This is a genomic window from Pedobacter frigoris (genome assembly GCF_005116445.1).
Taxonomy (GTDB): Bacteria; Bacteroidota; Bacteroidia; order Sphingobacteriales; family Sphingobacteriaceae; genus Pedobacter; species Pedobacter frigoris.
Map to the genome: position 1 here is coordinate 384,368 of NZ_SWBQ01000005.1, position 24,115 is coordinate 408,482.

At 42.2% G+C, this 24,115-nt stretch carries 17 protein-coding genes; 5 read left to right on the forward strand and 12 right to left on the reverse strand.

All coding sequences use genetic code 11. The features are described 5' to 3' along the window. Positions 1–7 precede the first annotated feature (7 nt). From FA047_RS17720 to FA047_RS17730, 3 genes are read right to left on the reverse strand one after another with little or no spacing between them, the layout of a single operon-like run. Complete coding sequence (locus tag FA047_RS17720; RefSeq protein WP_205943343.1) at positions 8–1,165, reverse strand: Gfo/Idh/MocA family protein; 1,158 nt, start codon at positions 1,163–1,165, stop codon at positions 8–10. A 2-nt stretch (positions 1,166–1,167) separates the two neighbouring features. Continuing rightward, complete coding sequence (locus FA047_RS17725; RefSeq protein WP_136837415.1) at positions 1,168–2,871, reverse strand: GMC oxidoreductase; 1,704 nt, start codon at positions 2,869–2,871, stop codon at positions 1,168–1,170. 21 nt (positions 2,872–2,892) lie between these two features. Next, entirely contained in the window at positions 2,893–3,582 is a 690-nt protein-coding gene (locus FA047_RS17730; protein WP_136837416.1) for a gluconate 2-dehydrogenase subunit 3 family protein, read from the reverse strand. 280 nt (positions 3,583–3,862) lie between these two features. Here FA047_RS17730 and FA047_RS17735 point away from each other — a divergent pair, with 280 nt between their 5' ends. Further along, positions 3,863–4,813, forward strand: a complete 951-nt coding sequence (locus tag FA047_RS17735; protein ID WP_136837417.1) for an NAD-dependent epimerase/dehydratase family protein — start codon at positions 3,863–3,865, stop codon at positions 4,811–4,813. Between the two features lie 13 nt (positions 4,814–4,826). After that, positions 4,827–5,555, forward strand: a complete 729-nt coding sequence (locus FA047_RS17740; RefSeq protein ID WP_136837418.1) for a YebC/PmpR family DNA-binding transcriptional regulator — start codon at positions 4,827–4,829, stop codon at positions 5,553–5,555. 2 nt (positions 5,556–5,557) lie between these two features. Here FA047_RS17740 and FA047_RS17745 read toward each other — a convergent pair whose 3' ends face one another. The 9 genes from FA047_RS17745 to trhO form a co-directional block, all read right to left on the reverse strand. Beyond that, on the reverse strand, positions 5,558–6,340 hold the full coding sequence (locus FA047_RS17745) for a carboxylesterase family protein (protein WP_136837419.1): 783 nt from the start codon (positions 6,338–6,340) through the stop codon (positions 5,558–5,560). A gap of 268 nt (positions 6,341–6,608) precedes the next feature. Further along, positions 6,609–8,906, reverse strand: coding sequence for a beta-glucosidase BglX (bglX, locus tag FA047_RS17750; protein WP_136837420.1), 2,298 nt, complete (start codon positions 8,904–8,906; stop codon positions 6,609–6,611). A gap of 29 nt (positions 8,907–8,935) precedes the next feature. Further along, positions 8,936–10,324: a glucoamylase family protein gene (locus FA047_RS17755; protein WP_136837421.1), complete on the reverse strand. Its 1,389-nt coding sequence runs from the start codon at positions 10,322–10,324 to the stop codon at positions 8,936–8,938. 9 nt (positions 10,325–10,333) lie between these two features. Beyond that, positions 10,334–11,998, reverse strand: coding sequence for a glucoamylase family protein (locus FA047_RS17760; RefSeq protein ID WP_136837422.1), 1,665 nt, complete (start codon positions 11,996–11,998; stop codon positions 10,334–10,336). Between the two features lie 76 nt (positions 11,999–12,074). Then, positions 12,075–12,962: a LamG-like jellyroll fold domain-containing protein gene (locus tag FA047_RS17765; protein ID WP_136837423.1), complete on the reverse strand. Its 888-nt coding sequence runs from the start codon at positions 12,960–12,962 to the stop codon at positions 12,075–12,077. Positions 12,963–12,974: 12 nt separating this feature from the next. Further along, positions 12,975–14,513, reverse strand: coding sequence for a RagB/SusD family nutrient uptake outer membrane protein (locus FA047_RS17770; protein WP_136837424.1), 1,539 nt, complete (start codon positions 14,511–14,513; stop codon positions 12,975–12,977). 23 nt (positions 14,514–14,536) lie between these two features. After that, the gene (locus FA047_RS17775; RefSeq protein WP_136837425.1) at positions 14,537–17,560 is read right to left on the reverse strand and encodes a SusC/RagA family TonB-linked outer membrane protein; all 3,024 of its coding nucleotides are present in this window, start codon (positions 17,558–17,560) and stop codon (positions 14,537–14,539) included. A gap of 247 nt (positions 17,561–17,807) precedes the next feature. Beyond that, entirely contained in the window at positions 17,808–20,702 is a 2,895-nt protein-coding gene (locus FA047_RS17780) for a triple tyrosine motif-containing protein (RefSeq protein WP_136837426.1), read from the reverse strand. A gap of 28 nt (positions 20,703–20,730) precedes the next feature. Continuing rightward, on the reverse strand, positions 20,731–21,669 hold the full coding sequence (gene trhO / locus FA047_RS17785; RefSeq protein WP_136837427.1) for an oxygen-dependent tRNA uridine(34) hydroxylase TrhO: 939 nt from the start codon (positions 21,667–21,669) through the stop codon (positions 20,731–20,733). 454 nt (positions 21,670–22,123) lie between these two features. On the opposite strand from trhO, the gene FA047_RS17790 reads away from it, so the two are divergent. From FA047_RS17790 to FA047_RS17800, 3 genes are all read left to right on the forward strand, one after another. Next, positions 22,124–22,558: a DUF6526 family protein gene (locus FA047_RS17790; protein ID WP_225872777.1), complete on the forward strand. Its 435-nt coding sequence runs from the start codon at positions 22,124–22,126 to the stop codon at positions 22,556–22,558. A 172-nt stretch (positions 22,559–22,730) separates the two neighbouring features. Then, on the forward strand, positions 22,731–22,922 hold the full coding sequence (locus FA047_RS17795; RefSeq protein WP_048905418.1) for a cold-shock protein: 192 nt from the start codon (positions 22,731–22,733) through the stop codon (positions 22,920–22,922). A gap of 104 nt (positions 22,923–23,026) precedes the next feature. Further along, positions 23,027–24,112, forward strand: a complete 1,086-nt coding sequence (locus FA047_RS17800) for a sensor histidine kinase (protein ID WP_136837428.1) — start codon at positions 23,027–23,029, stop codon at positions 24,110–24,112. The last annotated feature ends 3 nt before the right edge of the window (positions 24,113–24,115 follow it).

Below are 24,115 nucleotides of genomic sequence, written 5' to 3' on the forward strand. Positions count from 1 at the left end.
CTGTTAATTATATCTTAAAATCAAACCATTTTTGATCTGATGCACTTGAAGCTACTACGGCATCTATAAAAGCCATTCCTCTTACACCATCTTCTACTCTTGGGAAATCCAGCATGGCATCAGTAGGGGTAGTGCCGTTGATCTTTGCCACTACTGTAGATGCGAAATTTCTATATATATTGGCAAATGCCTCCAGATAACCTTCTGGGTGGCCACCCGGTACGCGCGTGTTGTGTTTGGCAATATCTGATAAATATGCTTGTCCGGCACGATAAACCTGCGCAGGCTCATTCAGCCATTTTACAATCAAGGTATTGGGTTCCATCTGGTGCCATTCCAGACCTCCTTTTTCACCATATACTTTAATCTTTAATGCATTTTCCTCTCCGGCCGCAATTTGAGAAGCCACAAGTACACCGTTGGCACCATTATCGAATTTCAACAATACGTTTCCATCATCATCGAGTCCTCTTCCTTCTACCACAATGTTCAGGTCTGCACATACTTTGCTGATCTTTAAGCCTGAAATATATTCAGCCAGTTGAGCAGCATGAGTACCTATATCACCCATACATCCACTTTTTCCGCTCTTTTTCGGGTCAGTACGCCATGCGGCGCCTGCGTTGCCTTCTCTTTCTGTAAGGGTGCTGAGCCATCCCTGAGGATATTCAACCATTATTTTTCTGATGGCACCCAGTTTGCCTTCTTTTACCATTTGTCTGGCTTGTTTTACCATTGGGTAGCCAGAGTAGGTATGAGTAAGACAAAGTACAAGTCCGGTTTCTTCCACCTTTTTCTGCAATTGTTTTGCTTCATCAAGCGACAAAGCAATAGGCTTCTCAATAACCACATTAAAGCCATTTTCCAAAGCCAGCATTGCAGGAGCAAAGTGGGCAAAATTAGGAGTCACTATCGTCACGAAGTCGATGCGTTTATCGGCAGGGAGTTTACTTTCCTTTTCGATCATTTCTTCAAAATTCATGTAAACCCTGTCTTCAGGAAGAAACAACATCCGACCTGATTCTTTAGCTACTTCCGGATTGATGCTCAGGGCTCCGCAGCAAAATTCTACCTGCCCGTCCATGTTTGCGGCAATGCGGTGAACGGCGCCGATGAAAGCATCTTTACCACCGCCAACCATGCCCATTCTAATTTTTCTATTCATTATTATAGATTACCTTTTTTTAATTCACTTACAGCAAAATCACAGGCTCTTGCTGTTAAAGCCATATATGTCAATGATGGGTTCTGACACGCCGCTGAAGTCATGCAGGATCCATCTGTTACGAATACATTTTTCACTTCATGCATCTGGTTCCATTTGTTTAATACCGAGGTTTTAGGGTCATGACCCATGCGGGCTGTTCCCATCTCATGTATAGCCATACCTGGGGCAGAGCCGTTGTCATAGGTTTTCACGTCTTTCATGCCCGCAGCTTCCAGCATCTCCGCAGCATCATTCATCATGTCAACACGCATTTTGCGCTCGTTGTCTTTAAACTCACAGTCGATTGCCAAAACAGGTTGTCCCCATTTGTCTTTTTTTGTCTTGTCTATAGAAACCTTGTTCTCGTAATGAGGCAGGGATTCTCCAAATCCGCCCAGTCCCATGCTCCATGCACCGGGAACAGTCATCTGGTCTTTAAACTCAGCACCGAAAGCCATCTCTGCAACATCAGCATGCCAGTTTCCGCGACTTGCACCACCCTGATAGCCAAAGCCTCTCAGGTAGTCACGCTTGTCGCCATTCATGTTCTGGTATCTTGGTATGTAGATCCCGTTGGCGCGCTTGCCATAGGTGTATTTGTCTTCAAATCCCTCTGCTTTTCCTGATGCCCCGCAACGGAAATGGTGATCCATAAGGTTGTGACCCAATTGACCGCTGCCATTGCCCAGTCCATTAGGATGCTCGTCCGAAGTGGAGTTCAATAATAAGAATGTTGACCCTAAAGTAGAACCGTTCACAAATACAATTTTAGCAAAGTACTCAATCGTCTCCTTGGTTTCAGAATCAATTACCACCACGCCCTTAGCTTTTTGAGTCTCTTTATCGTAGATGATTGTGTTTACGAGAGAGAATGGGCGTAAGGTTAGGTTTCCGGTGGCTACTGCAGCCGGTAGGGTAGAGGATTGGGTACTGAAATAAGCACCATATGGACAGCCTCTGCTGCAAAGGTTTCTGTACTGACAAGAGCCTCTTCCGCCATGCGGCACGGTTAGGTTAGCCGTACGTCCCATGATCATGATCCGGGATTTTTTCCACTTGTCTTCAATACGTTTTTTAACTTCCTTTTCAACACAGTTGAATTCCATTGGCGGAAGAAAGTGTCCGTCAGGTAATGCCGGCCAGTTTTCTACTGAACCACTGATCCCTGCGAATTTTTCTACATGATCATACCATGGTGCCAGGTCCTTATAACGGATAGGCCAGTCTACACCATATCCGTCTTTAAGGTTGTCCTCAAAATTCAGGTCACTTAAACGATAACTTTGCCTGCCCCACATCAGCGACTTGCCACCCACGTGAAAGCCACGGTACCAGTCAAAACGCTTCACCTCAGTATACGGGCAATCCAGGTCATTTACCCAAAAGCTTTCATTAAACTCCTGGTAAGGATAGTCCCTTTTTTGCACTGGGTGGGTTTCTTTTTGTGCCTCAGTTAATTTGCCCCTGTGTTCAAATTCCCAGGGGTTTTTCATTGCGGTGGTATAATCTTTTATATGTTCAATGTTTCTTCCTCTTTCGAGTAATAAAACCTTTAATCCTTTTTCAGTTAGTTCTTTTGCTGCCCAGCCGCCGCTTATTCCGGATCCCACAACAATGGCATCATAAGTATTATTGGCTGTTGCCTTGATATTCAAATTGCTCATTTTAATTTTATTGAAGGTTAACTATGCCCAAACTCTCTGACCTGGTTTCAGATCTACGCAGCCGTCGTAACGGCCAGGTACCTGGATGTACTGATACGCTTTTGTACAACCTATTTCAGAAGTGAAATAACCCAGCAGTGTCAGGTCTCTGACGATCGCAAAAAAGCGGGGTTCCATCTTAGGTTTGTCCTTTGGTAAGATAGAAATTGTACCGGCGTTTTCCGTTTGTGACTTAGCCTTGTCATCAGGATTAACGGTTTGTTTATCCTTTTCAGCTGATTCCTGCTTGTCCAGAGCGTCTTTCTCCGTCTTGGTGGCGGCAATCGTTTCCTCCCTAAGTTTATTCAGTAATTGCTGGCGTTGTTCTACTGAAATTTCAATAAATGATTTCTTAAACTCTTCTTTAGATTGTTTTTCAAGGTCTTCCAATCCTTTAACGAAGGCTTTCTGAGCATCATCCGGATAACAATCCTTGACCATCATAGCGATGAATGGCCCTACACCTGCTGCCTTAGCACCTGGTGAACTTGTGGTAGGGATGATGATGTCGGCAACTTCCGTAATCAGCAATTGCTGGTCATCAGTAAATAAGCTGTCATTGGTTTTTGTGGATGGAGAATTGCAACCCTCAAGGAATACTCCGATCGTAGTTGCTGATAATGCGCCTCCCATTAGAAAGGCCATATTCTTCACTGCTGCTCTTCTGTCCATATTTGGCGATTTAGGTGTTTTGGTGTGCTCTAACTGTGTTTTGTTTTGTAATATTAAGAAAAAAATAATAGTTAGTGTTCAAAATACACAATTAAAGTAAATATATAATGTTTTTGTTACTTTATGAATTCAACGTCGAATATACCTAGAATCTTATGTGAAATTTCTATTCATATAGCTTCTAAACAGTTAAATATTAGTGCTTAAATATTGTGTGCAATAAACATTTTTTAATAGGTTTGTCCATTTAATTACTTTTGCCAAAATCCACATAAAATCAATGACAGAAAAAATAGTAGTATTAGGTTCCAATGGTCAGATCGGTACAGAACTGGTAACAGCCTTACGTAAAACATATGGTGAGAGCAATGTTGTTGCTTGCGACATCCGCCGACCTGATTATGACATCAAGAATTCAGGCCCTTTTGAGTTTGTAAATGTGCTTGAAAAAGACATCTTAAACGATATATTTCAAAAATATAAGCCAACTCAGGTATATCTTCTGGCGGCATTGTTATCCGCAACAGGAGAGCAAAATCCAAAACTGGCCTGGGATCTGAATATGAACGGACTACTTAATATTCTGGATCTGGCAATCACTTATAAAACTGCAAAGGTTTATTGGCCAAGCTCAATCGCCGTATTTGGACCTAATTCTCCGAAGGACAACACACCTCAGTTTTGTGTAATGGATCCCAACACAGTTTATGGCATCAGTAAACTGGCTGGTGAAAGGTGGTGTGAATACTACAATCAGAAATTTGGTTTGGATGTACGCAGTATCCGTTACCCTGGACTGATCAGCTGGAAAGCCGCTCCAGGTGGTGGTACAACAGATTATGCAATTCACATTTTCCACGATGCATTGAAAAAAGGAAGCTATGCTTCTTTCTTAAATGCCGAAACTGAATTGCCTATGATGTACATGGATGATGCCATTCGTGGTACTATTGAATTGATGGATGCAGAAGCAAATAAAATTTCTATCCGTTCAAGCTATAACTTTACCGGTGTGAGCTTTACTCCGGAGATTTTGGCTGCCGAGATCAGAAAACATATTCCGGATTTTAAATTAACTTACACAGATAATGATCCGCGTCAGGCAATTGCGAACAGCTGGCCAAGATCTATTGACGATAGTGTCGCTGTAAAAGATTGGGGCTGGAAACCTGAATTTGATCTTGCAAAGATGACAGCAGATATGTTGGATAATTTAAAGAGCAGCAAATAATACATTAAGAAAAATGGGAAGAGCATTTGAATTCAGAAAAGAGAGAAAATTTAAACGTTGGGCCAAAATGGCCGTGCAGTTTACTAGGATAGGTAAAGATATCGTGATGGCGGTGAAAGATGCTGGTCCGCATCCCGAAACGAATTCACGTCTGCGTACAGCAATACAAAATGCGAAAGCAGTAAATATGCCTAAAGACCGTGTTGACGCAGCCATAAAAAGGGCTTCTGATAAAAGCATGGCCAACTATGAAGAGATTGTTTATGAAGGATATGCACCCCATGGTGTGGCAGTACTTATAGAAACCGCTACTGACAATACCAACCGTACGGTTGCTAATGTGCGCAGTTATTTTAACAAAACAAACGGTACTTTGGGTAAAACAGGCTCACTTGACTTTGTATTCAACAGGAAATCGATCTTCAGATTTGTACCTTCAGAGAACCTGGATCTTGAGGAACTGGAGTTTGAACTGATCGATGCCGGACTGGAAGAATTGTACGTGGAGGCTGATGAAGAGGGGAATGATATTGCAGTTGCACAAGGAGCATTTGAAAATTTTGGTCCCCTGCAGAAAGCTTTAGAAGAAAAAGGTATAGAGCTAAAAAGTTCCAAACTGGAGCGCATTGCGCTTTCTCATCACGAAGTGACAGAAGAGCAGGCTGTAGACGTACTGAAACTAATTGATAAACTGGAAGAGGACGATGACGTTCAGGCAGTTTACCACAACATGGCAGAATAAGTTTACTTTTTCTGATTAGAAAATAACCATGGCAAGAGTTGGGGTTCGGCAAAAGCAGGATCCCAACTGTTGTGATTGGCCTCCGGGTATAATGTCAGTTTTGGCTCATATCCCAGTACTTTCAATTGGTTGGCCACAATCAATGAATTCACGGAAGGCACCACATCGTCTTTCTCTCCGTGAAAAATCCACAGCGGTACTTTTTTGTATTTCTGAACGTTTGCCACGTTATCCCCTCCGCAAATCGCAAATGCCGCTGCAAAGGTTCTTGGCTTCCGCCTCAGCATTTCATAAGTGCCCATGCCTCCCATAGAAAGTCCGCCAACATATACCTGCTTTTTATCGATGAACGGTTTTTTCAAAAAGTCCTCTACCATCCCCAATAATGCGTGCATGGCTTTCGTAGGTTTTCCTCCTTTTGCAAAATTGAATTCACGTTTGCTATTAACAGTGTTGATGTTCACGTTGGCCCAATAGCTATCAGATCCGCATTGAGGAAAAACAATAATGGCGGGGTGTTTTTTACGGAATTTATCTTCCAGAAACTGTTTTGCTCCATGAGTCAGCTGCTTCTGATTGTCCTTTCCACTTTCTCCTCTGCCATGCAGGAAGAACAGGATTGGATATTTTTGCTTCGGATTGAAGTTCTCAGGAAAGAGAATCCTGTAGGATATACTGTCTTTTCCTTTGATAAAACTTCCTTTATCGTACTTGCTGAGATCCTGGGCCTTACTGTTCAATCCAAAAAGCAAAACCATAAGAGTGGTTAATGTAATCTTGTTCATTATACTAAACTAAACAAATTTGAAATGTTTTAAAAATAAGGAGGTCGTTCGTTCGTCATCTGACCGCGCAGTTATGCGCGGTGCCCAATGACAGTTATCTCTGAAGCGGTCGTCCTCTCGATACTGAAACAAGTTCAGCACAGGCTGTAGGAGAGATGTTTTAAGCTATGCATGAACAAGAGATCCCTCGGTTCCTCGGGATGACAACGTGTTGTAGCATCGGAAAGACGAGGGGCCTATAACATGAGGTCTCAGCATAATGATCGCTTTAGCGTAACGTAAACTTAATTGTACTTACATCCTTGGAATTGGCCCCAATAAATAAATTAAAGTCTCCAGGTTCAGCGATAAACTTTAATTCAGAATTGTAGAATTTCAAATCTTCTGCACTAATTTTGAAGGTCACAGTTTTACTTTCGCCTGCAGCGAGGCTGATTTTCTGGAAGCCTTTTAATTCCTTAACAGGACGTGTAGAAGAGCCCGCAAGATCTCTGATATAAAGCTGCACCACTTCCTTTCCGGCCAGCTGGCCGGTATTCGTGACGATGATGCTTGCAGTAATGCTTTCTCCCGGCTTGAAGCTGGATTTACTCAATTTAAGATCGCTGTAAGCGAATGTTGTGTAGCTTAGGCCATATCCGAATGGATAGAGAGGCTCATTGCTTACATCCAGATAATTGGAGCGGAATTTACTAAACCATTTTCCGTCAGGAAGAGGCCTTCCGGTATTCTTGTGTGCATAGTAAAGCGGTATTTGTCCAACATTCTGAGGAAAAGTAGCAGTCAGTTTTCCTGAAGGGTTAATGTCACCAAACAACACATCAGTAATGGCCTTTGCAGTTTCAGTACCGCCGAACCATACATTCAGGATGGCAGGTACATTTTCATTTTCCCAGTTGAGCACCAGTGGTCGCCCGGTAAAGAGTACCAACACTACTGGCTTGCCGGTTTTAAGCAGTGCCTGCAGCAGGCTTTTTTGCACATCAGGAATTTCAAGATTGGTACGTGAAGAGCTTTCCCCACTCATTTCAGAAGATTCTCCCAGTGCGGCGACAACTACATCTGATTTTTTTGCGATGTCAACAGCTTCTCTGATGATGTCCTCTTCAGGTCTGCTGTCCCTTGGAATATCACGGCCAAACATGGTCGCTCTTTTCTGATATTCTGCATCAGCAATCAGGTTAGAACCCAGGCTATGCAGAATTTTTACATTTGCACCTAAAGTTGCTTTCATGCCGTCCAGAAGAGAAGCAGTATTGGCAAGATCACTGTTTACACTCCAGGTACCAGGCATATTAGGACCCGAATTAGCTAAAGGGCCAATTAAAGCAATTGTGCCGGTCTTTTTGAGCGGCAGGGTTTGATTGGCGTTTTTAAGCAATACAAAAGATTGAGTAGCAGCCTCACGTGCGAATTGCAAATGCTCTGGCTTTAGTATTTCTGTTTTTGCACGTTCTTCATTGCAGTAACGGAACGGATCTTCAAACAGGCCCAGTTTATATTTAGCCTCAAGAATCAATCGGCAGGCATTCGTGATTTGCTGTTCTTTTACTTTGCCTTCCTGAACTGATTTTTTTAAAGTAGTCAAAAATCCTTCGCCTACCATGTCCATTTCCACACCCGCATTTAGTGAAAGTGCAGAAACAGCCTGCAAGTCACCCAAACCATGGTCTACCAATTCATTTACAGCAGTATAATCCGTTACTACAAATCCTTTAAATCCCCATTGCCTACGCAGCAGGTCTGTCATCAGCCATTTATTAGCTGTAGCCGGTATCCCGTTGATGTCGTTGAAGGAAGTCATGATGCTTCCCGCGCCTGCATCCACAGCTGCTTTATAAGGAGGGAGATATTCATTGTACATTCTGTCCAGACTCATGTCAGTGGTGTTATAATCCCTTCCGCCTTCAGCAGCTCCATAGAGTGCAAAGTGTTTTACGCAAGCCATCATGGTGTTGTATTTTGAAAGATCATCGCCCTGGTAGCCTCTTACCATCGCTCTTGCAATTTGAGAACCCAGATAAGTGTCTTCTCCTGAGCCTTCAGATATTCTGCCCCACCTCGGATCCCTTGAAATATCTACCATAGGAGAGAAAGTCCAGTTGATCCCGTCTGCTGTAGCCTCTATAGCGGCAATGCGCGCAGTTTTTTCAACAAGAGACATATCCCAGGTGCTGGACAATGCAAGTGGAATAGGAAAGGTGGTTTTATAGCCATGGATGACATCCTGACCAAATATAATTGGGATTTTAAGCCTGGTTTGAGTTACAGCGATCTCCTGAGCCTTGCGGATCTTTTGAGGAGTGGTAAAGCTAAACATACCGCCAACCTGGCCTTTTTTGATCTTGTTCTCTACGTCCATACTCATTACTGATCCCGTAGTTGCTTCACCACCTGTCAGCAGGTTCAGTTGTCCAATCTTTTCATCCAGTGTCATTTTAGACAACAGTCCATTGATAAAGGTGTTCATTTTCTGATCGGCTGCCGAAACACTCTTTTTTTGTTGCGCTTTTAAGCTTAGCGAACTAAAAAATATGCCTAGGATAAGTAAGTATGTTGCTTTCATTGTAGTGTGTTTTACTCGTGTGTATTAAATTAGGGCTTGATCACGGTGGGTTCATATTTTTTTAATGCCGGACTGGTAAAGCCCAGGCGCATCAGCCCATTTACCGCCGGTAAGCTTTTCATGAAAAGGTTCCACAATAAACCCGTCCTGTAATTTTCAATCATCACAATGATAGGGCCCTGATCAATCGCCAGATGTGATTTTGCATGCCAGTTTTTCTCTTCACTAAATGCATCTATAAATCCGTACTCACTCCATAGCTTGTCGCCCATATCAAAGTAGAAATGTTTTAAAGCCTGCATAGAATATTCCGGTGTATAGGGGAACGATGACAACGCAGCAGTAGGAGTAATCACACCATGATCATTTGTTGGAGAGTGGGCGTCATATCCGGACCAGCTGTCAGAAGCAGTAAGCCCCCAGTTATTGGCACCATAGCCCTTAAATTTCTTCGGATTGTCAATGCAGTAAGCCCGGTTGATTAGAGTATGGTTTTTATTTTGCTCCCAGTAATCTGCATACTGGTCTTTCAGTCCTCTCGGATCAAGTCCGGTGAAGGAATAGTGTGTGAAAAATAGCGGTCCGCCAAAATCCATCCCCAAGGGGAGGTTGATGTCGTAATACTTTTTGCCATTTAAAAAATGTCTGCCCTGTGCCCAGCCATCTGCATATACCTGTCTGTTTACAGGAAAGCGCTGCGCACCCGCGGCCAGGATGTAAGTAATCAGACACTCATTATATCCCCTGATCTGGTGGTTCATGGCCCAACCATTATTGGGGCTCCAATGCCAATACAGCATGTTTTGATTTTGAGTGAACCAATTCCATTCTATTGCTTCCCACAATTGACTGATCTTACTCCTGATGCTGTTCTCTACCGGATTTTTTTCAGTGTAGTATTCCCTGGCCGTCAACAGTCCCTGAAATAGAAAGGCGGTTTCTACAATATCAGCACCATCATCTTTCAAGCTGAAGCGGATGGTTTTGCCGGTAGCACCATCCAGCCAATGGGGAAAAGCACCATGGTACATGTCTGCTTTATACAGGAAATCTACAATCTTTTTAGTTCTGGCTGCCGCTTGCCCACGGGTGATGAATTTGCGCTCGGCCGCAACTATGATGGACATGACACCAAAACCAGTACCTCCTGTTGTGACTACCTCGCTGCCATAATTGAACGATTCATTGCTTCGTTCACGTGCCATACCGCTTACTGGGTGACCGAAATCCCAAAAATACCTGAAGGTCTGCTTTTGTACCAGATCCAGCAGCTGATCGTCAGTCAGATTTTTCTGGATCTTCATTTCAGGTTTTATCCCTTCATTTTTACCAGCTTCAGCTTTTTTCTGGGCACAGGCAATATTGGTAATCAGTGTTATAGCAAGTAGTATCGGTGTAAAAAGTAAGTTTCGTTTCATGTTCATCAATTAAAGACTGGCGCTGCTAAAACCCAGTTTTAGCATACCTGCTTTTACCTCAGGTGCGCTCATAAATAAATTCCAAAGTAGTTTGCTCCTGTGGTTTTCTATCATCACGATGATAGGTCCCTGATCAATAGCGAGGGTAGAAGTGGCAAACCATTGTTCTTGTATAGAAAATGCATCTACAAAACCATAATCCTTAAACAGCTTGTCACCCAGTTTATAGTAAAAGAATTTAAGCGCCTGCATGGATTCTGTCGGTGTATATGGAAATGAAGAAAGCGCTGCGGTAGGAGCAATCACGCTCCTGTCATTTTCAGGTGAGCTGGCCGTATAACCATTCGGTATATCGCTGGCTGTAAGCCCCCAGCAGTTTTCACTGTATCCTGCATATTTTTTTGGATTGGCCGCACAGTATTTATAGTTGATCAGCGTGTGGGCACGTGTCTGTGTTTCATAGTTGGCATAAGCATCAGTTAGTCCATTGGGGTTGATGCCCATAAATGAATAGTGGGAGAAGAAGAGCGGACCTCCGTTAGTCGACCCCAAAGGCAACTGTACACCAAAGTAACTATTGCCATTTTTTATAGCTCCGTTTTTTGCCCAGCCATTGTCATACACTGTTTTTGGTATCGTATGCGTTGTGGAAGAAGCGGCCATCACATAAGTAATGAGACATTCGTTCCAGCCGGAGACTGGAAGGTTCATCTCCCAATTGTACTGCGGACTCCAGTGCCAGTACAGCACATTGCTATTGTCTTTTTTATACCAGTCCCATTCTACACCGTTGTAGATGGCGGTTATGTCATTTCGTAAAGTTGTTTCTGCAGCATCGCCATTAGAAAAATACTGGCGTGCAGTGATGAGTCCCTGCATCAATAGAGAAGTCTCTACCAAGTCACCACCATTGTCTTTTGTGCTGAATGGGAGGGCGACTCCTGTATTTCCATCTATCCAGTGCGGGTAAGCACCATGAAATCTGGTGGCTTTATTTTTGAGAAAGTCTACAATCTTTTGCATCCTTGAAAGCCCTTCAGCCCTCGAAATGAAGTTACGGTGGACACCTGTAACCAGGGCCATAACGCCAAAACCTGAACCTCCTGAAGTAACCGTATTACCGGAAGTATTTCTTTCTCTTGCCAACCCACTTACCGGATGCCCAAAATCATAGAAATACTTAAATGTTTTTTGCTGAACGAGCGTCAGCAGCTCATCATCAGAAATGCGGGGAAATTTATCCGTGTCATCCATACCTGTACTCAGAATGATATTGACAGGATTGATCAGTTTACCGCCTTTAGCAGAAAGTAGCGCATTGCTGACAGACAAGGTGTATTTTGCAAAACCAGGTAAATTATTTTGAGGTGTAATGGTGATTGTTTTATCAGCATCCTGCACCGTAGAAGTATAATTTATGGCATTACTGCTATTGTCAGCCAATTTAATGGCAGCAGCTATGGTGGAAGTGTTTATAGCTTCTGTAAAGCTGAATTTAATAACCGGTTTCGCACTTACTGCATAGTTTAGTGTACCATTATAGATGCCATCAACGGTAAATGATAAGGAAGCATTTGAAGAACCAGCGACAGGTGTACTGTTTTTTTTGCAGCTAAATACCAATACCAGCAAGCCAAAGCACAACGCTGAAAACCTTAGATTTTTTCTCATCATTAATGATTATTTTGAATGAATAAATTAAAGGGTATTCCGCATGAATATTGTTCAGCTGAATACCCTTCTGGTAATATTATTTACCTGCGAGTCCCAGGTTGTATAAAGCTTTAATGTGTGCGTCTGAAATTACCGTATTGAAAATTCTTAATTCATCAATATTTCCCGTCATGGCAGCGTAGGTTACGTTTGTTCCAATTTCTTTACCAGGAATTTGGCTATAGGTAGCTCCTATGATAAATTCGCTAGGCTCGTATGCTTTAAAAAGGTTATTCCCTGTTCCGCGATTGTTGTATGAACCAATCTCTATACCGTTACCCCACTCCTTGAAAATGCCCGTAGTGCCATCATAAGTTAATACCAGATGAGTCCATACTGTCGCGCCGATCTTTGGTGATAATGAGGCATTGAGGTTGTCTTGATATCCTCCGCCAATAGTTCTGAAGCGTGGGCCAACTTTTATCACGTCTGTGTTGGTGGCAGGAAGCTCATTGGTGTTCAACCGGTATTCGAAGCTTCCGTCTAAAGATCCAGGACGTGTTAAGGTCATTAGCATTGTTTTTTTAGATCCATTATTTGTAATCTGAATCCAGCTGCTAATGGTAAAACTTTTTAAAGAGTCGGTTTTGAAAGCATCTAATTGCTTTGCATAATATAGATACCCGGCACTAAGTTTTAATGATTTTCCTTTCATTCCCGGCACGAAAGTGTTATTGCTCGCTTGTGTTGGAGCACTTCCTGATTTCAGTTCGTTGTTTGTGTCATCGAATGACCAATAGGCCTTTAGGTTTTTTGGATAAATCTCGTCAGCGCTTCTGTAGCCTTCTATTGTTCCCTCATAATCTGAAGGATTGACATCAGGGAGGTTGTTTGGATTATCACTTTTTTTACAAGCAGAGAAGATTAGGGCGTAAATCATGATGCCAAATGAAATCTCTCTTATATATGATTTTGAAAAATTCATGTCCTTTTGAGTTTAGTTATAACCAAAGTTTTGTGTAAGAACGTTTTTGCTGATCTCAATTTGAGCTGCAGGAATAGGCAGCAGCTCATGTTTCCCGGGTACAAATGCTTTGCCCGCCTGCTGAAATGCTTCAGAGGCTGTTCCCCAACGTACCAGGTCGAAGAATCTGTCGTGCTCCATTGCAAGCTCTATTCTTCTCTCCTGACGAATTGCACTCCGCAATTGGGTCTGATCTGTAGTTGTGATGTCTGGCAGAATACCCGCATTACTGCCTCTGGCCCTTTTTCTAACATCATTCAGTGCTTTTAAAGCCGCTGTAGTATTAGCAGTTCCACCTAGTTCATTGGCGGCCTCTGCATACATCAATACCACATCTGCATAGCGCAGAATCCTGATGTTCATCCAATAACTGAAATTGTCCAATATGGCATTTCTTGTTGCAGGGTTACTGTGTATTTTGTGATTATAGCGTGTATTTGGTAATGAAGCAGGAACTGCTTCTCCGAAAACAGATGTTCCGCCTGCGTATAAGAATGTTCTTGCCTTTCTAGGGTCATTGGGAGTTTCATAAGCAGCTTCCAGTCTGGTATTAGGTATGTTGAACCCCCAGCCTAAATTCCAGATGCCAGTTCCCCTCACGGCTTGTATGCTCGCGAACTGACTTCCATTGGCTCTTTTCTCAGTTAGACTTGCGGTAGCCTGGAGTTCAAATACTGATTCCTTGCTGTTTTCTCCGGTTTCTTTGAATATGTCATCGTAAGGAATAAGCAGGTCGTAATTGCCAGAAGTCATGACAAGGTTTGCAGTGCTCATGGCCATTCCCCAGTTTTGCCTGGTCAAATACACCTTGGCTAATATTCCGTTAGCAGAGCCCTTAGTGGCACGGCCTGGAAACTTGGAAGCGTCCCAACTTGGAGGAAGACTAGCGCCTGCAAACTGGAGATCACTTTCTATTAGCGTATAAATAGCCGCCGGTTCACTTTGTTTAACATTAGATTGCGCTACCGGATCATCATATAATTTATCGATTAACGGCACTCTTCCAAAGAGACGCACCAACATAAAATAGGAATAGCCGCGCAAAAATTTAGCTTCCGCCTCTGCATAAACTTTAGACTCAGCTGGAGTACCCGGATCCTGGTCCTTAGTTACTTTATCGAGTACGATATTACACTTTCCTATTACATTAAAATATCCTCTCCATAAATCATTCACCAACACGTTGGATGGAGTGATGGTGAAATTATCCATTTCAAGCGAAGTCGGGCCATCAGTTGGGGTACTACCTTTATCTGCATCGTCACTTCTTATTCCCGTGGCGGCTATAAATCCACTTCCCGAACAATCGTATGACCTTAAAATATCATAAGCAGCAAATATCTCTCCGTCAAATGGTCCTGATCCTTTAGGATAAGGATAGGTATCAGAGGTATAGGCACCCTGTGGTTTACGATCAAGGAAATCTTTTTTACAGCCACCCAATATACCTATTGCTGCCATTGCAAGAATCGCAATGCAGAAATTTTTACTGGTTTTTATATATGTTTTCATTGTCTGATATTATAATGATTCAATTAAAAAGTAACATTTATGCCAAATGTATAGACAGCTGGAAGTGGGTATACTCCGTTATCTGCTCCGCCTCCCAATATGTTGCTTATTGGAACCTCAGGTGAATAACCTGTTGTTTTAGACCAGGTATGTATATTTTGCCCGCTTACGTATAGACGTAGATTTTTAACACCGGCTTTTTGGAGCGCCTCTGGCTTAAAGGTATAGCCCATCTGAACAGTACGCAAACGGAAATAATCGCCAGGTTCCAGATAATATGTACTCATCAGGTAATTGTTGCCTCTCCTTACAAGTGTGGGCTCGATATTGCTTGTGCCGGGACCGGTCCATGCGTTTATTCTGTTGATTTCATAATTGACATCAGTGAATTGAGCTGTTCTTCGCTGTGTATAAACATAATTTCCTGCTACACCTTGTCCCTGAAGAAGAAGGTCAAAGCCCTTGTATCCAAGATTGACATTCAGACCGTAGTTCCAGGTAGGAAAAGGTGAACCCAGATTTACCTTATCTGCATCTGTAATCACACCGTCCTTGTTTACATCTTCATACGCGATATCTCCCGGCAAAGACGTACTCATTCTTGGTAACTTATCTAAATCTGCTGTAGATTGATAGATACCAACTTGTCTAAATCCATAAAAGTGACCAATGGATTCACCTGTGACCGTTCTGTTATTTACCCCATTGCCAAAAAGAACGAAATTAATGTTGTTTCCAATGGACTCCACCTTATTTTTATTATAGCTAAAATTTGGAGATATATTATAGGTAAAATCACTTCCTATCTTATCGTTCCAGCCCAGACTAACTTCCACACCACGGTTTGTAATTGTTCCAAGATTGGTACGGTAACTTGTATTGCCGCTCGAGCTTAATAAGGTAATTTGAGTGATGATGTCCTTAGTAGTTTTATCATATAAATTGATCTCTCCACTTAAGCGGTTGTTTAATGCCCTGATATCAAGGCCGAGGTCAGTTCCCCGAACTACTTCCCATTTCAAATTTGGATCTGGAATATAGGCAGGCGCTACGCCTGGATAAATGTTGTCCCCAAATACCCCTGAATTGGAGGTGCTGAGTCCTGGCAGGTAGATATAATCTGCAATACCTTGCCCGTTACCTACGGTACCCCATGCTCCTCTTAGTTTCAAAAAGTCTATACCTTTTATGTCCTTGAAGAAACTCTCTTCTGATATAACCCATCCTAAACCAACACCGCCAAAATTACCCCATCTGTTTTGAGGAGCCAATCTTGAGATACCATCTCTTCGATAGGTTGCGTTTACAAGATATTTTTCCAGGAAACTATAGTTTACTCTGGCAAAATAACCCATTGAAGATACTTCTCTACCTCCGCCAGTCACATTGCTCGGGTTACTTTTGTCTGAAACGCCTAAATACCAGAACGAAGGATCGTTAGGGATATTCAGTCCTATATCAGTTCTATCTCCAGATAGTGATGTAGTGCTTTCAAAGATTGAAGTGAAACCCGCAACAGCAGTCACTTTATGATCTTCATTTAATGTCTTCTCATAAGTAAGCGTATGGTCTTGCTGGAACTTTCTGTATTCGTCTGAAGCCTGTCTAACGCTTGTCCTTGCATTGGGATTATTAAAATATTCAGTAGGGGCTGCTCCTTCGCCAAGGTTGATTACGGTGAAAGGTAAACCTGTGTAACCTCTGCTGTTATTGAAACCGAGATCTGTATAAATCTGAGATCTCCATTTGAAATCCTTTAGAAAGTTGACTTCTCCAAATAAACTTCCTACCACCCGATAACCTTTATTGATGCTGTTTCCGTCGTTTTGGTAAATTCTCGCTACAGGGTTTCCTACTTGTGCCCTTTGAAAGTTTGGCATGGCATAGTATGCTGTTTCGCTTTCCCGTACACCGACAATCGGTGCGGCCCAAATCGCATTATTGAGATCGCCGCTTGAACCATTAAGATTCCAGTGACTTCCGGTAATATCAGCTCCAACTTTGATGTTATCCGTGATTTTGACGTCTTCATTTACCCTGGCGATGTACCGCTGAAACCTGCCAAACTTTAATACACCTTCTTGTGTATTATAACCAAGATTAATTAAGGTGCTGGTTTTTTCTCCGCTGTTGGAGATGGTCAGGCTATTGTTGCTTAGGAATGCCGACCGCAGTATTTCTTTTTGCCAATCAGTATCAGCAGTATAATTTCTATAATCCATCTGTCCGGCACCGGAGGCGGCAAGGTAGGTGTCATAGAGCGTTCTGAATTGTGCCGCATTTGTCACGCCGATAGTGTTTACTACTTTTTGTACCCCGGCAGAACTTTGCAGGGAAACTCTCGTTTCGCCTTTCGCCGCCCTTTTTGTAGTCACCACTATAACTCCGTTTCCTGCCTGCAATCCAAATATAGCAAGTGAAGAAGGGTCTCTTAAAACCTCAATGTTTTCGATGTCGGCGGGGTTAATGTAATCAATGTTGCTCTGATGCACCCCATCAACGACGTATAGAGGGGATGAGCTATTTGTACTATTTACACCTCTTATCCGTACTGTTGGCGCCGCGCCAGGACTTCCGCTATTTACGACAGTCAGACCTGCTACTTTGCCCTGTAACGAAGATAGGGGGTTTGTATTTGGCATTTTAGCGATATCATCACCCTTTACCTGAGTGATAGCGCCGGTAAGGTCACGTTTTCTCTGCGTACCGTAACCCACGACTACCACGCCTTCAAGGTCCTGAGAGGATTCTCCCATCTGTACATTAATAGTTGTCTGATTGTTTATTGGAATTTCTTTCGTCGTATATCCGATGTAAGTGAATACCAGTGTTGCGTTTGCAGGAGCGCTCAATGCGTAACTTCCCGATGCGTCTGTTGTTGTACCCGTTGTAGTTCCTTTTACCAAAACACCAACTCCCGGCAGAGGCAGCTTATCAGCCCCATCGGTAATTACACCTTTCACAGTTATATTCTGTGCAGATGCCGCGTTCATAAAAAGTAAACATAGAAAAGTAAAAACAGAGAATTTTGTAAAGATTCTTTTCATGCTGCTTGAGTTTATTTTAGTTGATTAAATTTCCATCAGTATTAACGCTAAACCAAATAAACCACCTCTACATTAATACATCAGTACGCATATTTCTACTATCTCAAACAAATAAAGGAAGGCTGTTGTTCAGCTAAAAACCTTGTTATTGACCAATCAGCTGAAATATATACACCACACAACAAGGCCTTTTAAAACACAAAATTACCAAAAGGAAAAAGAGGGCATGAGAGGTAATGATGTAGTGTTATAGCTCCATCAGGAACTCTACAAGGTTCTTGTCGTGGGGCACATCAAGCTTTTTACGCAACCTGTAACGTCTGATCTCAACCCCCCGCAAAGAAATGTTTAACAATGATGCCATTTCTTTACTGCTCATGTTCATATGAAGGTACGCGCAAAGCTTCAAATCATTCGGCACCAGATCTGGATGATTAGCCTTCAATTTCTTAAAGAAACTTTCATGGGCCTCATTGAAACTGCTCTCAAATAAGTTCCAGTCGCGCTCATCATTCATCCCTTCATCGATCACTTTTTGGATCTTTCTCAATTGGTCTTCGGCAAGCGGTTTGCCACTTGAATCTTTCAGTTTCAGGATCTCCTGACTTAGCTTTTGAAGGAGCTCATTTTTGTAAACCAGGCTCATTGCCGAATTGGCCAGTTCCCTGTTTTTTCCCGCCAGCTCTACCTGTAGCTTCTCTGTCTGCAATTTGATAATCTGTCTTTCGGTAGCTTCTGCTTCTTTTTTCAGGTAGGCTTCTTTTTCCGCTTGTAGTCGGTCTGTGATGATATGCTTATCCTTTTTCAGTTTCTTTTCATATAAACGCTTAGATGAAATCAACAGCAGTACAAGGACAATAAGATAGCATAAGATCGCCCAGTTGCTCGCATAAAAAGGAGGGAGTATCGTAAACTCAAACTCTGTAACGTCACTTACAATACCCTCACTAATCTTAGCTTTTACCTTTAAGGTGTAAGTGCCCCGGCTTAAGTTGGTAAAATCTTTCTGAGATGCAGGGCTCCAGTCAGACCATTGTTTGGAATACCCTTCCAGGAAGTACTGAAACTCAATTTTAGCCTGTCTGTAATAGGGTAGTGCATAAGAAATCCTGATGTTATTTCTGCTGAAAGGGATTTCTATCTCAGCACCGGAGTTTCCGACCTCACTGATTGTACTATAAGTATCTGTAACATCTTCTATTTTTCGTATCAGCACTTTGGGAAGCCTGATCTTTGATGCAGTTTGCTGTCCGTTGGTAGCATTATAAATCACAAAGCCATCATCTACGCTGATCAGATAAATTTCATTGCTGATCTTACTGATGTTCTCATAATACTGAACCATACGGCCATCCAGGATACTAAAGCGGTTGGAGTCTATTTCTATTTTACCGGGTTCTTTTAAATGTACCAGGCCCATTCTACCATGATTAATGAACCAATACCTGCTTTTGCCCGCCTGGATGATTTTATTGGATGATGAGAATGCCCCAAGTTCTTTATTGAGTTCCCGATAGAGTGAAAAGCGGTTGCTGATCTCATCATAGATGAAAAAACCTTTAGAAGAGGAGAAGATCAGCCGGTTTTCAATAATGAAAATGTTGATGTTGTAATCACTGGGCAGGCCGTTCTTTTCGTTATAGCTTTTTGTGCTGGTTACTTTTTTCAGATCGGCACTGAGGGTCAGTTTGTAGAACCCCTTGTAAGCATGACTGACCCATATGTCTCCGCGTGCATCCTGCTCCACATATCTGGAAGGTTCACCAAAGCCTTCTATTTTATGGTAGAATTTCCATTGCCCGGCAGCGTCTTTGGCAAACAAAACCAGTCCGTTATAAGTGCCCTGTATCAGGTAATCCGGATTGGAAGCCAGTTTTTTAATTGTCCAGCCCCCTTTTATAGTCGAAATACTTTCCAGGGTATTACCGTTTACTTTAAAAGTGCCGTCATTGTGCCCGCAAAAAAGTTGCCCGTCTATTTGTGTCAAGTCCCATACCTGTCCCTGGGAATTGGGGATGAGTTTGAAATCAAATGCATTAAATATGTTGCTGCCCGTCCATGCACTATAAAATAAGCCCTGATTGGTGCCCAGATAAATGTTGTTTTTATAGATCAGACTGGAATATACTGTGCCAAACTGACCTGTTTTATCAAAATAGAAATACAGGGGGGAATTTAACTCGATCCTGTCAATACCATTGTCAAGACCTGCCCACAAGTTTTGGTCATCATCAGCATAAACACTAAGCACCGTATTGTTTTGTAAACCGCTGGATTTGTTGATCCGCTGCACAGTATTTCCGTTCTCATCTATGATGATGATTCCATTGAGAATGGTGCCGAAGGCGTAATATTTATTGAGTATCCTGGTGCCGTTATTGAGTTGATAGGTCTTAAGAAATGCATTTGCAGGTGTATTTAACGGACTGAAACTTTGCCCGTCGTAGAGGAACAAGCCATCTTTACTCGTCCCGATCAATAGCCCCCCGTTTTTATATGGCAGGATGGTCAAAATTGCAGATGGATTGATTGCAGAACTGTTTTTGAGTGCAACCAGTTTGTTACCCGACAATTCAAATAACCCTTTGCCGAGCGCTTCCACATAGAATTTGCTGCCTACTTTATGTAGGAATAAGAAAGCAGATGGACCCTTAATGACGGATATCTTTTGGTTTTCGTAGATATAGATGCTCGAAAAAGACTGAAAGATCACACGTTTACCATCAATATGAATCTTCCAGATCTCGTCTTTTATGCTATGTGGTTTGGGTATTAATTTAGTGAGTGAAGTGTAGGAGAGGTGCCTGTCTTTGTTCGACCAGTATCCAAATTCTCCGAAACCACCAGCGTAAATCGTCCCTTGTTCATCGGCAACTACAGATCTTACGATTTGTTGGTTAGGCATTTTATACTGCTGCCAGTACTTCCCATCGTAGGTTAGGAGTCCCTGCGCGTTGCCAAAATACATGATCCCGTTCTTATCCTTGGTGACAGACCAGTTCTGGTTGCCGGAGAGGTAGACTGATTTGGGATAATTCTGGATATAAGGTACACCAATGCTCTTGATTTCATCGGCCAGCGCGCTTACTGAAATGAAACAAAAGAACTTAAGTAAAATGTATTTGATATACCTGTTGTGCATTAATAGCTAAGATAGGTATTAAAAGCTACTATTTCTTTGCTGTGTTGACCGGCTGAGGAACTTTCACATAATAACCTGTGCCGTCATACGGACGTTTGCGAGGATTGGTTGTGCATGCTACAGAGCAGCATCCCTGTAAATCATCACCGCATTCATCGCACTGGGTAACATGCTCATTGCACTCCGGATTTGCACAGTTGATCATCTTAGGTGTCACCTTTCCGCAGTTGTAGCAGGTAGATATGACTTTTGGATTCACGGAGTTTACCTCTACAGCAATCCTGTTGTCAAATACATAGCATTTTCCTTCAAAATCCTCTCCGCCCGCTTCCTTACCATACTTAATGATCCCTCCGTGAAGCTGGTATACATCATTAAAACCATGATGCAATAACAATGCTGAGGCTTTTTCGCACTTGATGCCACCAGTACAGTAGGTTAATACTTTTTTGTCTTTGTATTTTGCCAGTTCATTGATCTTCTCAGGAAAATCCCTGAAGTTTTCGATATCCAGTGTTACTGCATTTTTAAACTTACCGAGGTTGTGCTCATAGTTAGAGCGTACGTCTAGGATCACTACATCCTCCTGATCAATCATTTTCTGGAATTCAGCGGGTTCAAGGTGCTTGCCGGTCTGCTTATTCGGATTGATAATATTAGGGTCTCTCAGACCTGAATGCACAATTTCCGATTTGTAGCGGCAATGCATTTTGATGAAAGAAGGTTCAGCTACGTTGTCGATTTTAAAGTCAGTTTCGGCAAACCTTTCATCGGCGTGAATAGCAGCCATATAGGCTTCGCAGGATTCCTGAGTGCCCGATACTGTTCCGTTTAAGCCTTCGTCGGCGACGATAATACGGCCTACAAGGTTTAAAGATTTACAAAAAGTAAGGTGATCAGCAGCAAATTGTTCTGCATCAGCTATAGGACTATAGCAATAGTAAAGTAAAGTCTGGAAATTATTCATAATTCATTGATACCGGTGCAAATGGCGTTTAATGCGCTGCAAAAATAGGAAAATTTACGTTCTTTTCAAAGACGGGAAAAATTTACGTTCTCTTCAAAGGCTGCATAATTTCACTGAAAAAGTGAAAAAGACGCTATGCCTTTTCTGAGAAGCAAATTTTTTAGGGTAACAAAAAATAAATCGGTTTCTTAAGTGTAAGGAAGTATAACGGTTTATTACCTCGCTTTTGAAGAGTTCGTAGTCGGCTTAGATTTGTGGCAGATTTTCAGCAGATTTTGTACGGATGCTAAACGGGTTTGAAGCGGGTTTTAGCCGTACCAAACCCGCTCCAAACCCGTAGCAAATCCGCTGCAAACCCGTAACAAACTAGAATACATCTACAACACAGATTATGTAAAGCATATCTTCACGTTTACTGGTCATATATTAGTATATTTATTTGAAATTAATTTTGATGATGCAGAGCTATAAAAATCACATCCGTTATTATGCACCTCACCATTTTGTGTTTTATCCGATTGTTGGGATTTTAATTGCAATTACAGTGAGGCAGGCAATTGTTGATGAAGCCAATTCACTATTGTGGATCTTTCTCTCGATTAGCTTTTTAATGCTGGGCTGGTTGTCTTTTATGGTTAGACAGCATTATGCGCTTACACTTCAGAATCGGGGCGTAGTTCTGGAAATGCGCTTTCGATATTACACTTTGACAGGCCGGAGGCTAGAGCCGCTGGAGGAACATTTAAGTTTCGGGCAAATTGCAGCACTTCGTTTTGCTTCGGACGAAGAATTGCCGGGGCTGGTTGAAAGGACTTTGAAAGAGCAGTTATCTTCGGGGCAGATCAAAAAAGCAATAGAGAACTGGCTGCCGGATAATAGTCGGGTTTGAAGTGTTTTAAGCATCTGAATCTAGAGACTGAAAAGCTCGCAATCCAACTCAAAAAAATATTTTGTTTGCCTTTTGTTGGTTAAAATATAATTCTAAATTTTTTATTATTTTAAAATAAAATTTTATATCTCAAAGATTTGTTTATCTTTGGATATAATTTAAATAAAATACAATGCAACAAGGAACAGTAAAATTTTTCAATGAGACAAAAGGTTTTGGATTTATCGTGCCAGCGAATGGTGATAGCGAAATCTTTGTTCATTCTTCTGGTTTAATGGACAACATTCGTGAGAATGATTCAGTAAGCTATGACATCGAGCAAGGTAAAAAAGGCTTGAATGCAATTAATGTTAAGATCAGCTAATTAGATTTCAATCATAATTGATAAAACATCTGCTTTTAGCAGGTGTTTTTTTTTGTCTATCCAGTTTGTCTACCGCCTGTCCAAGAGGCTTTTATCTTACCGTTATGGAAAACAAAATTAAGCAGATCAGTACATTGATCGAGCTCAATGACGAACTCGAAAATTATTTCAGAAACACGATTATCCCGCAACTTTTTGTAGATGCCCAGCTGATCCTGCGGAAGTTTACTCCCCCGGCGATGAAACAGTTCAGTCTGGCCTTAACAGATGTAGGCCGGCCGATTGCGGATATTAAGGAAAACTTCCGGTTCCCTGCCATTGTAGATAATATCCAGCATGTCATTGATACCGGTGAAATACTGGAGAAGGAAATCCAGACAACGGATATGCGCTGGTACCAGATGAATGTGCTGCCATACTTGGTGCAAAAAGAAAATAAGACAAACGGGGTGATCATCACGTTTGTGGAGGTGACCCGGAGGATTAAAGACCTGAAAGAGCAGGAAAAACTGATCGCAGAACATGAAATGTTGCTGGATACGATTTCTCATGACATAAAAACCCCATTGACCAGCCTGGGACTCAGTATTGAAATGCTTAAAAAAGTACCGGAAAAGGGAATGGACAGATTCCCGCTTTTGCTGGAAAAGGTAGAAAACAGCCTATTTAACATGCAGCAGATCATTGACGAGCTGACGACTTCCCGCTTGAAGGAACACCGGTTTCAGGCAGTGGAAGAATTGTTGGATTTTGAACATATACTTGAGGATGTAAGGCTTACCCTTGCGCCACAGATCGAGGAATCCGGGGCTGTGATCAAAAGTGATATTGGTGTTTCTGAGATCGTGTTTGTCAGGCGGAAGCTCCGCAGTATGATCTATAACCTGGTGAGTAATGCCATTAAATACAAATCTCCTGAGCGTAAGCCGGAAATTCATATCCGCACCGAAAGGGAAGGTGATTTTATGGTCATCAGTGTTATCGATAATGGGACCGGGATTGCTGAAAAGGATCTTGATACTATCTTCAGCAAGTATCACCGTCTTACTGAATTGATTGAAGGTTCTGGAGTTGGTTTATATCTGGTGAGCGAGATTGTGAAAAATTCCGGTGGAAAGATTGCTGTGGAAAGTGATCCAGGTAAAGGTTCTGTATTTAGAATTTACCTGAAACTAGAACCCCAGTTGTAGAAT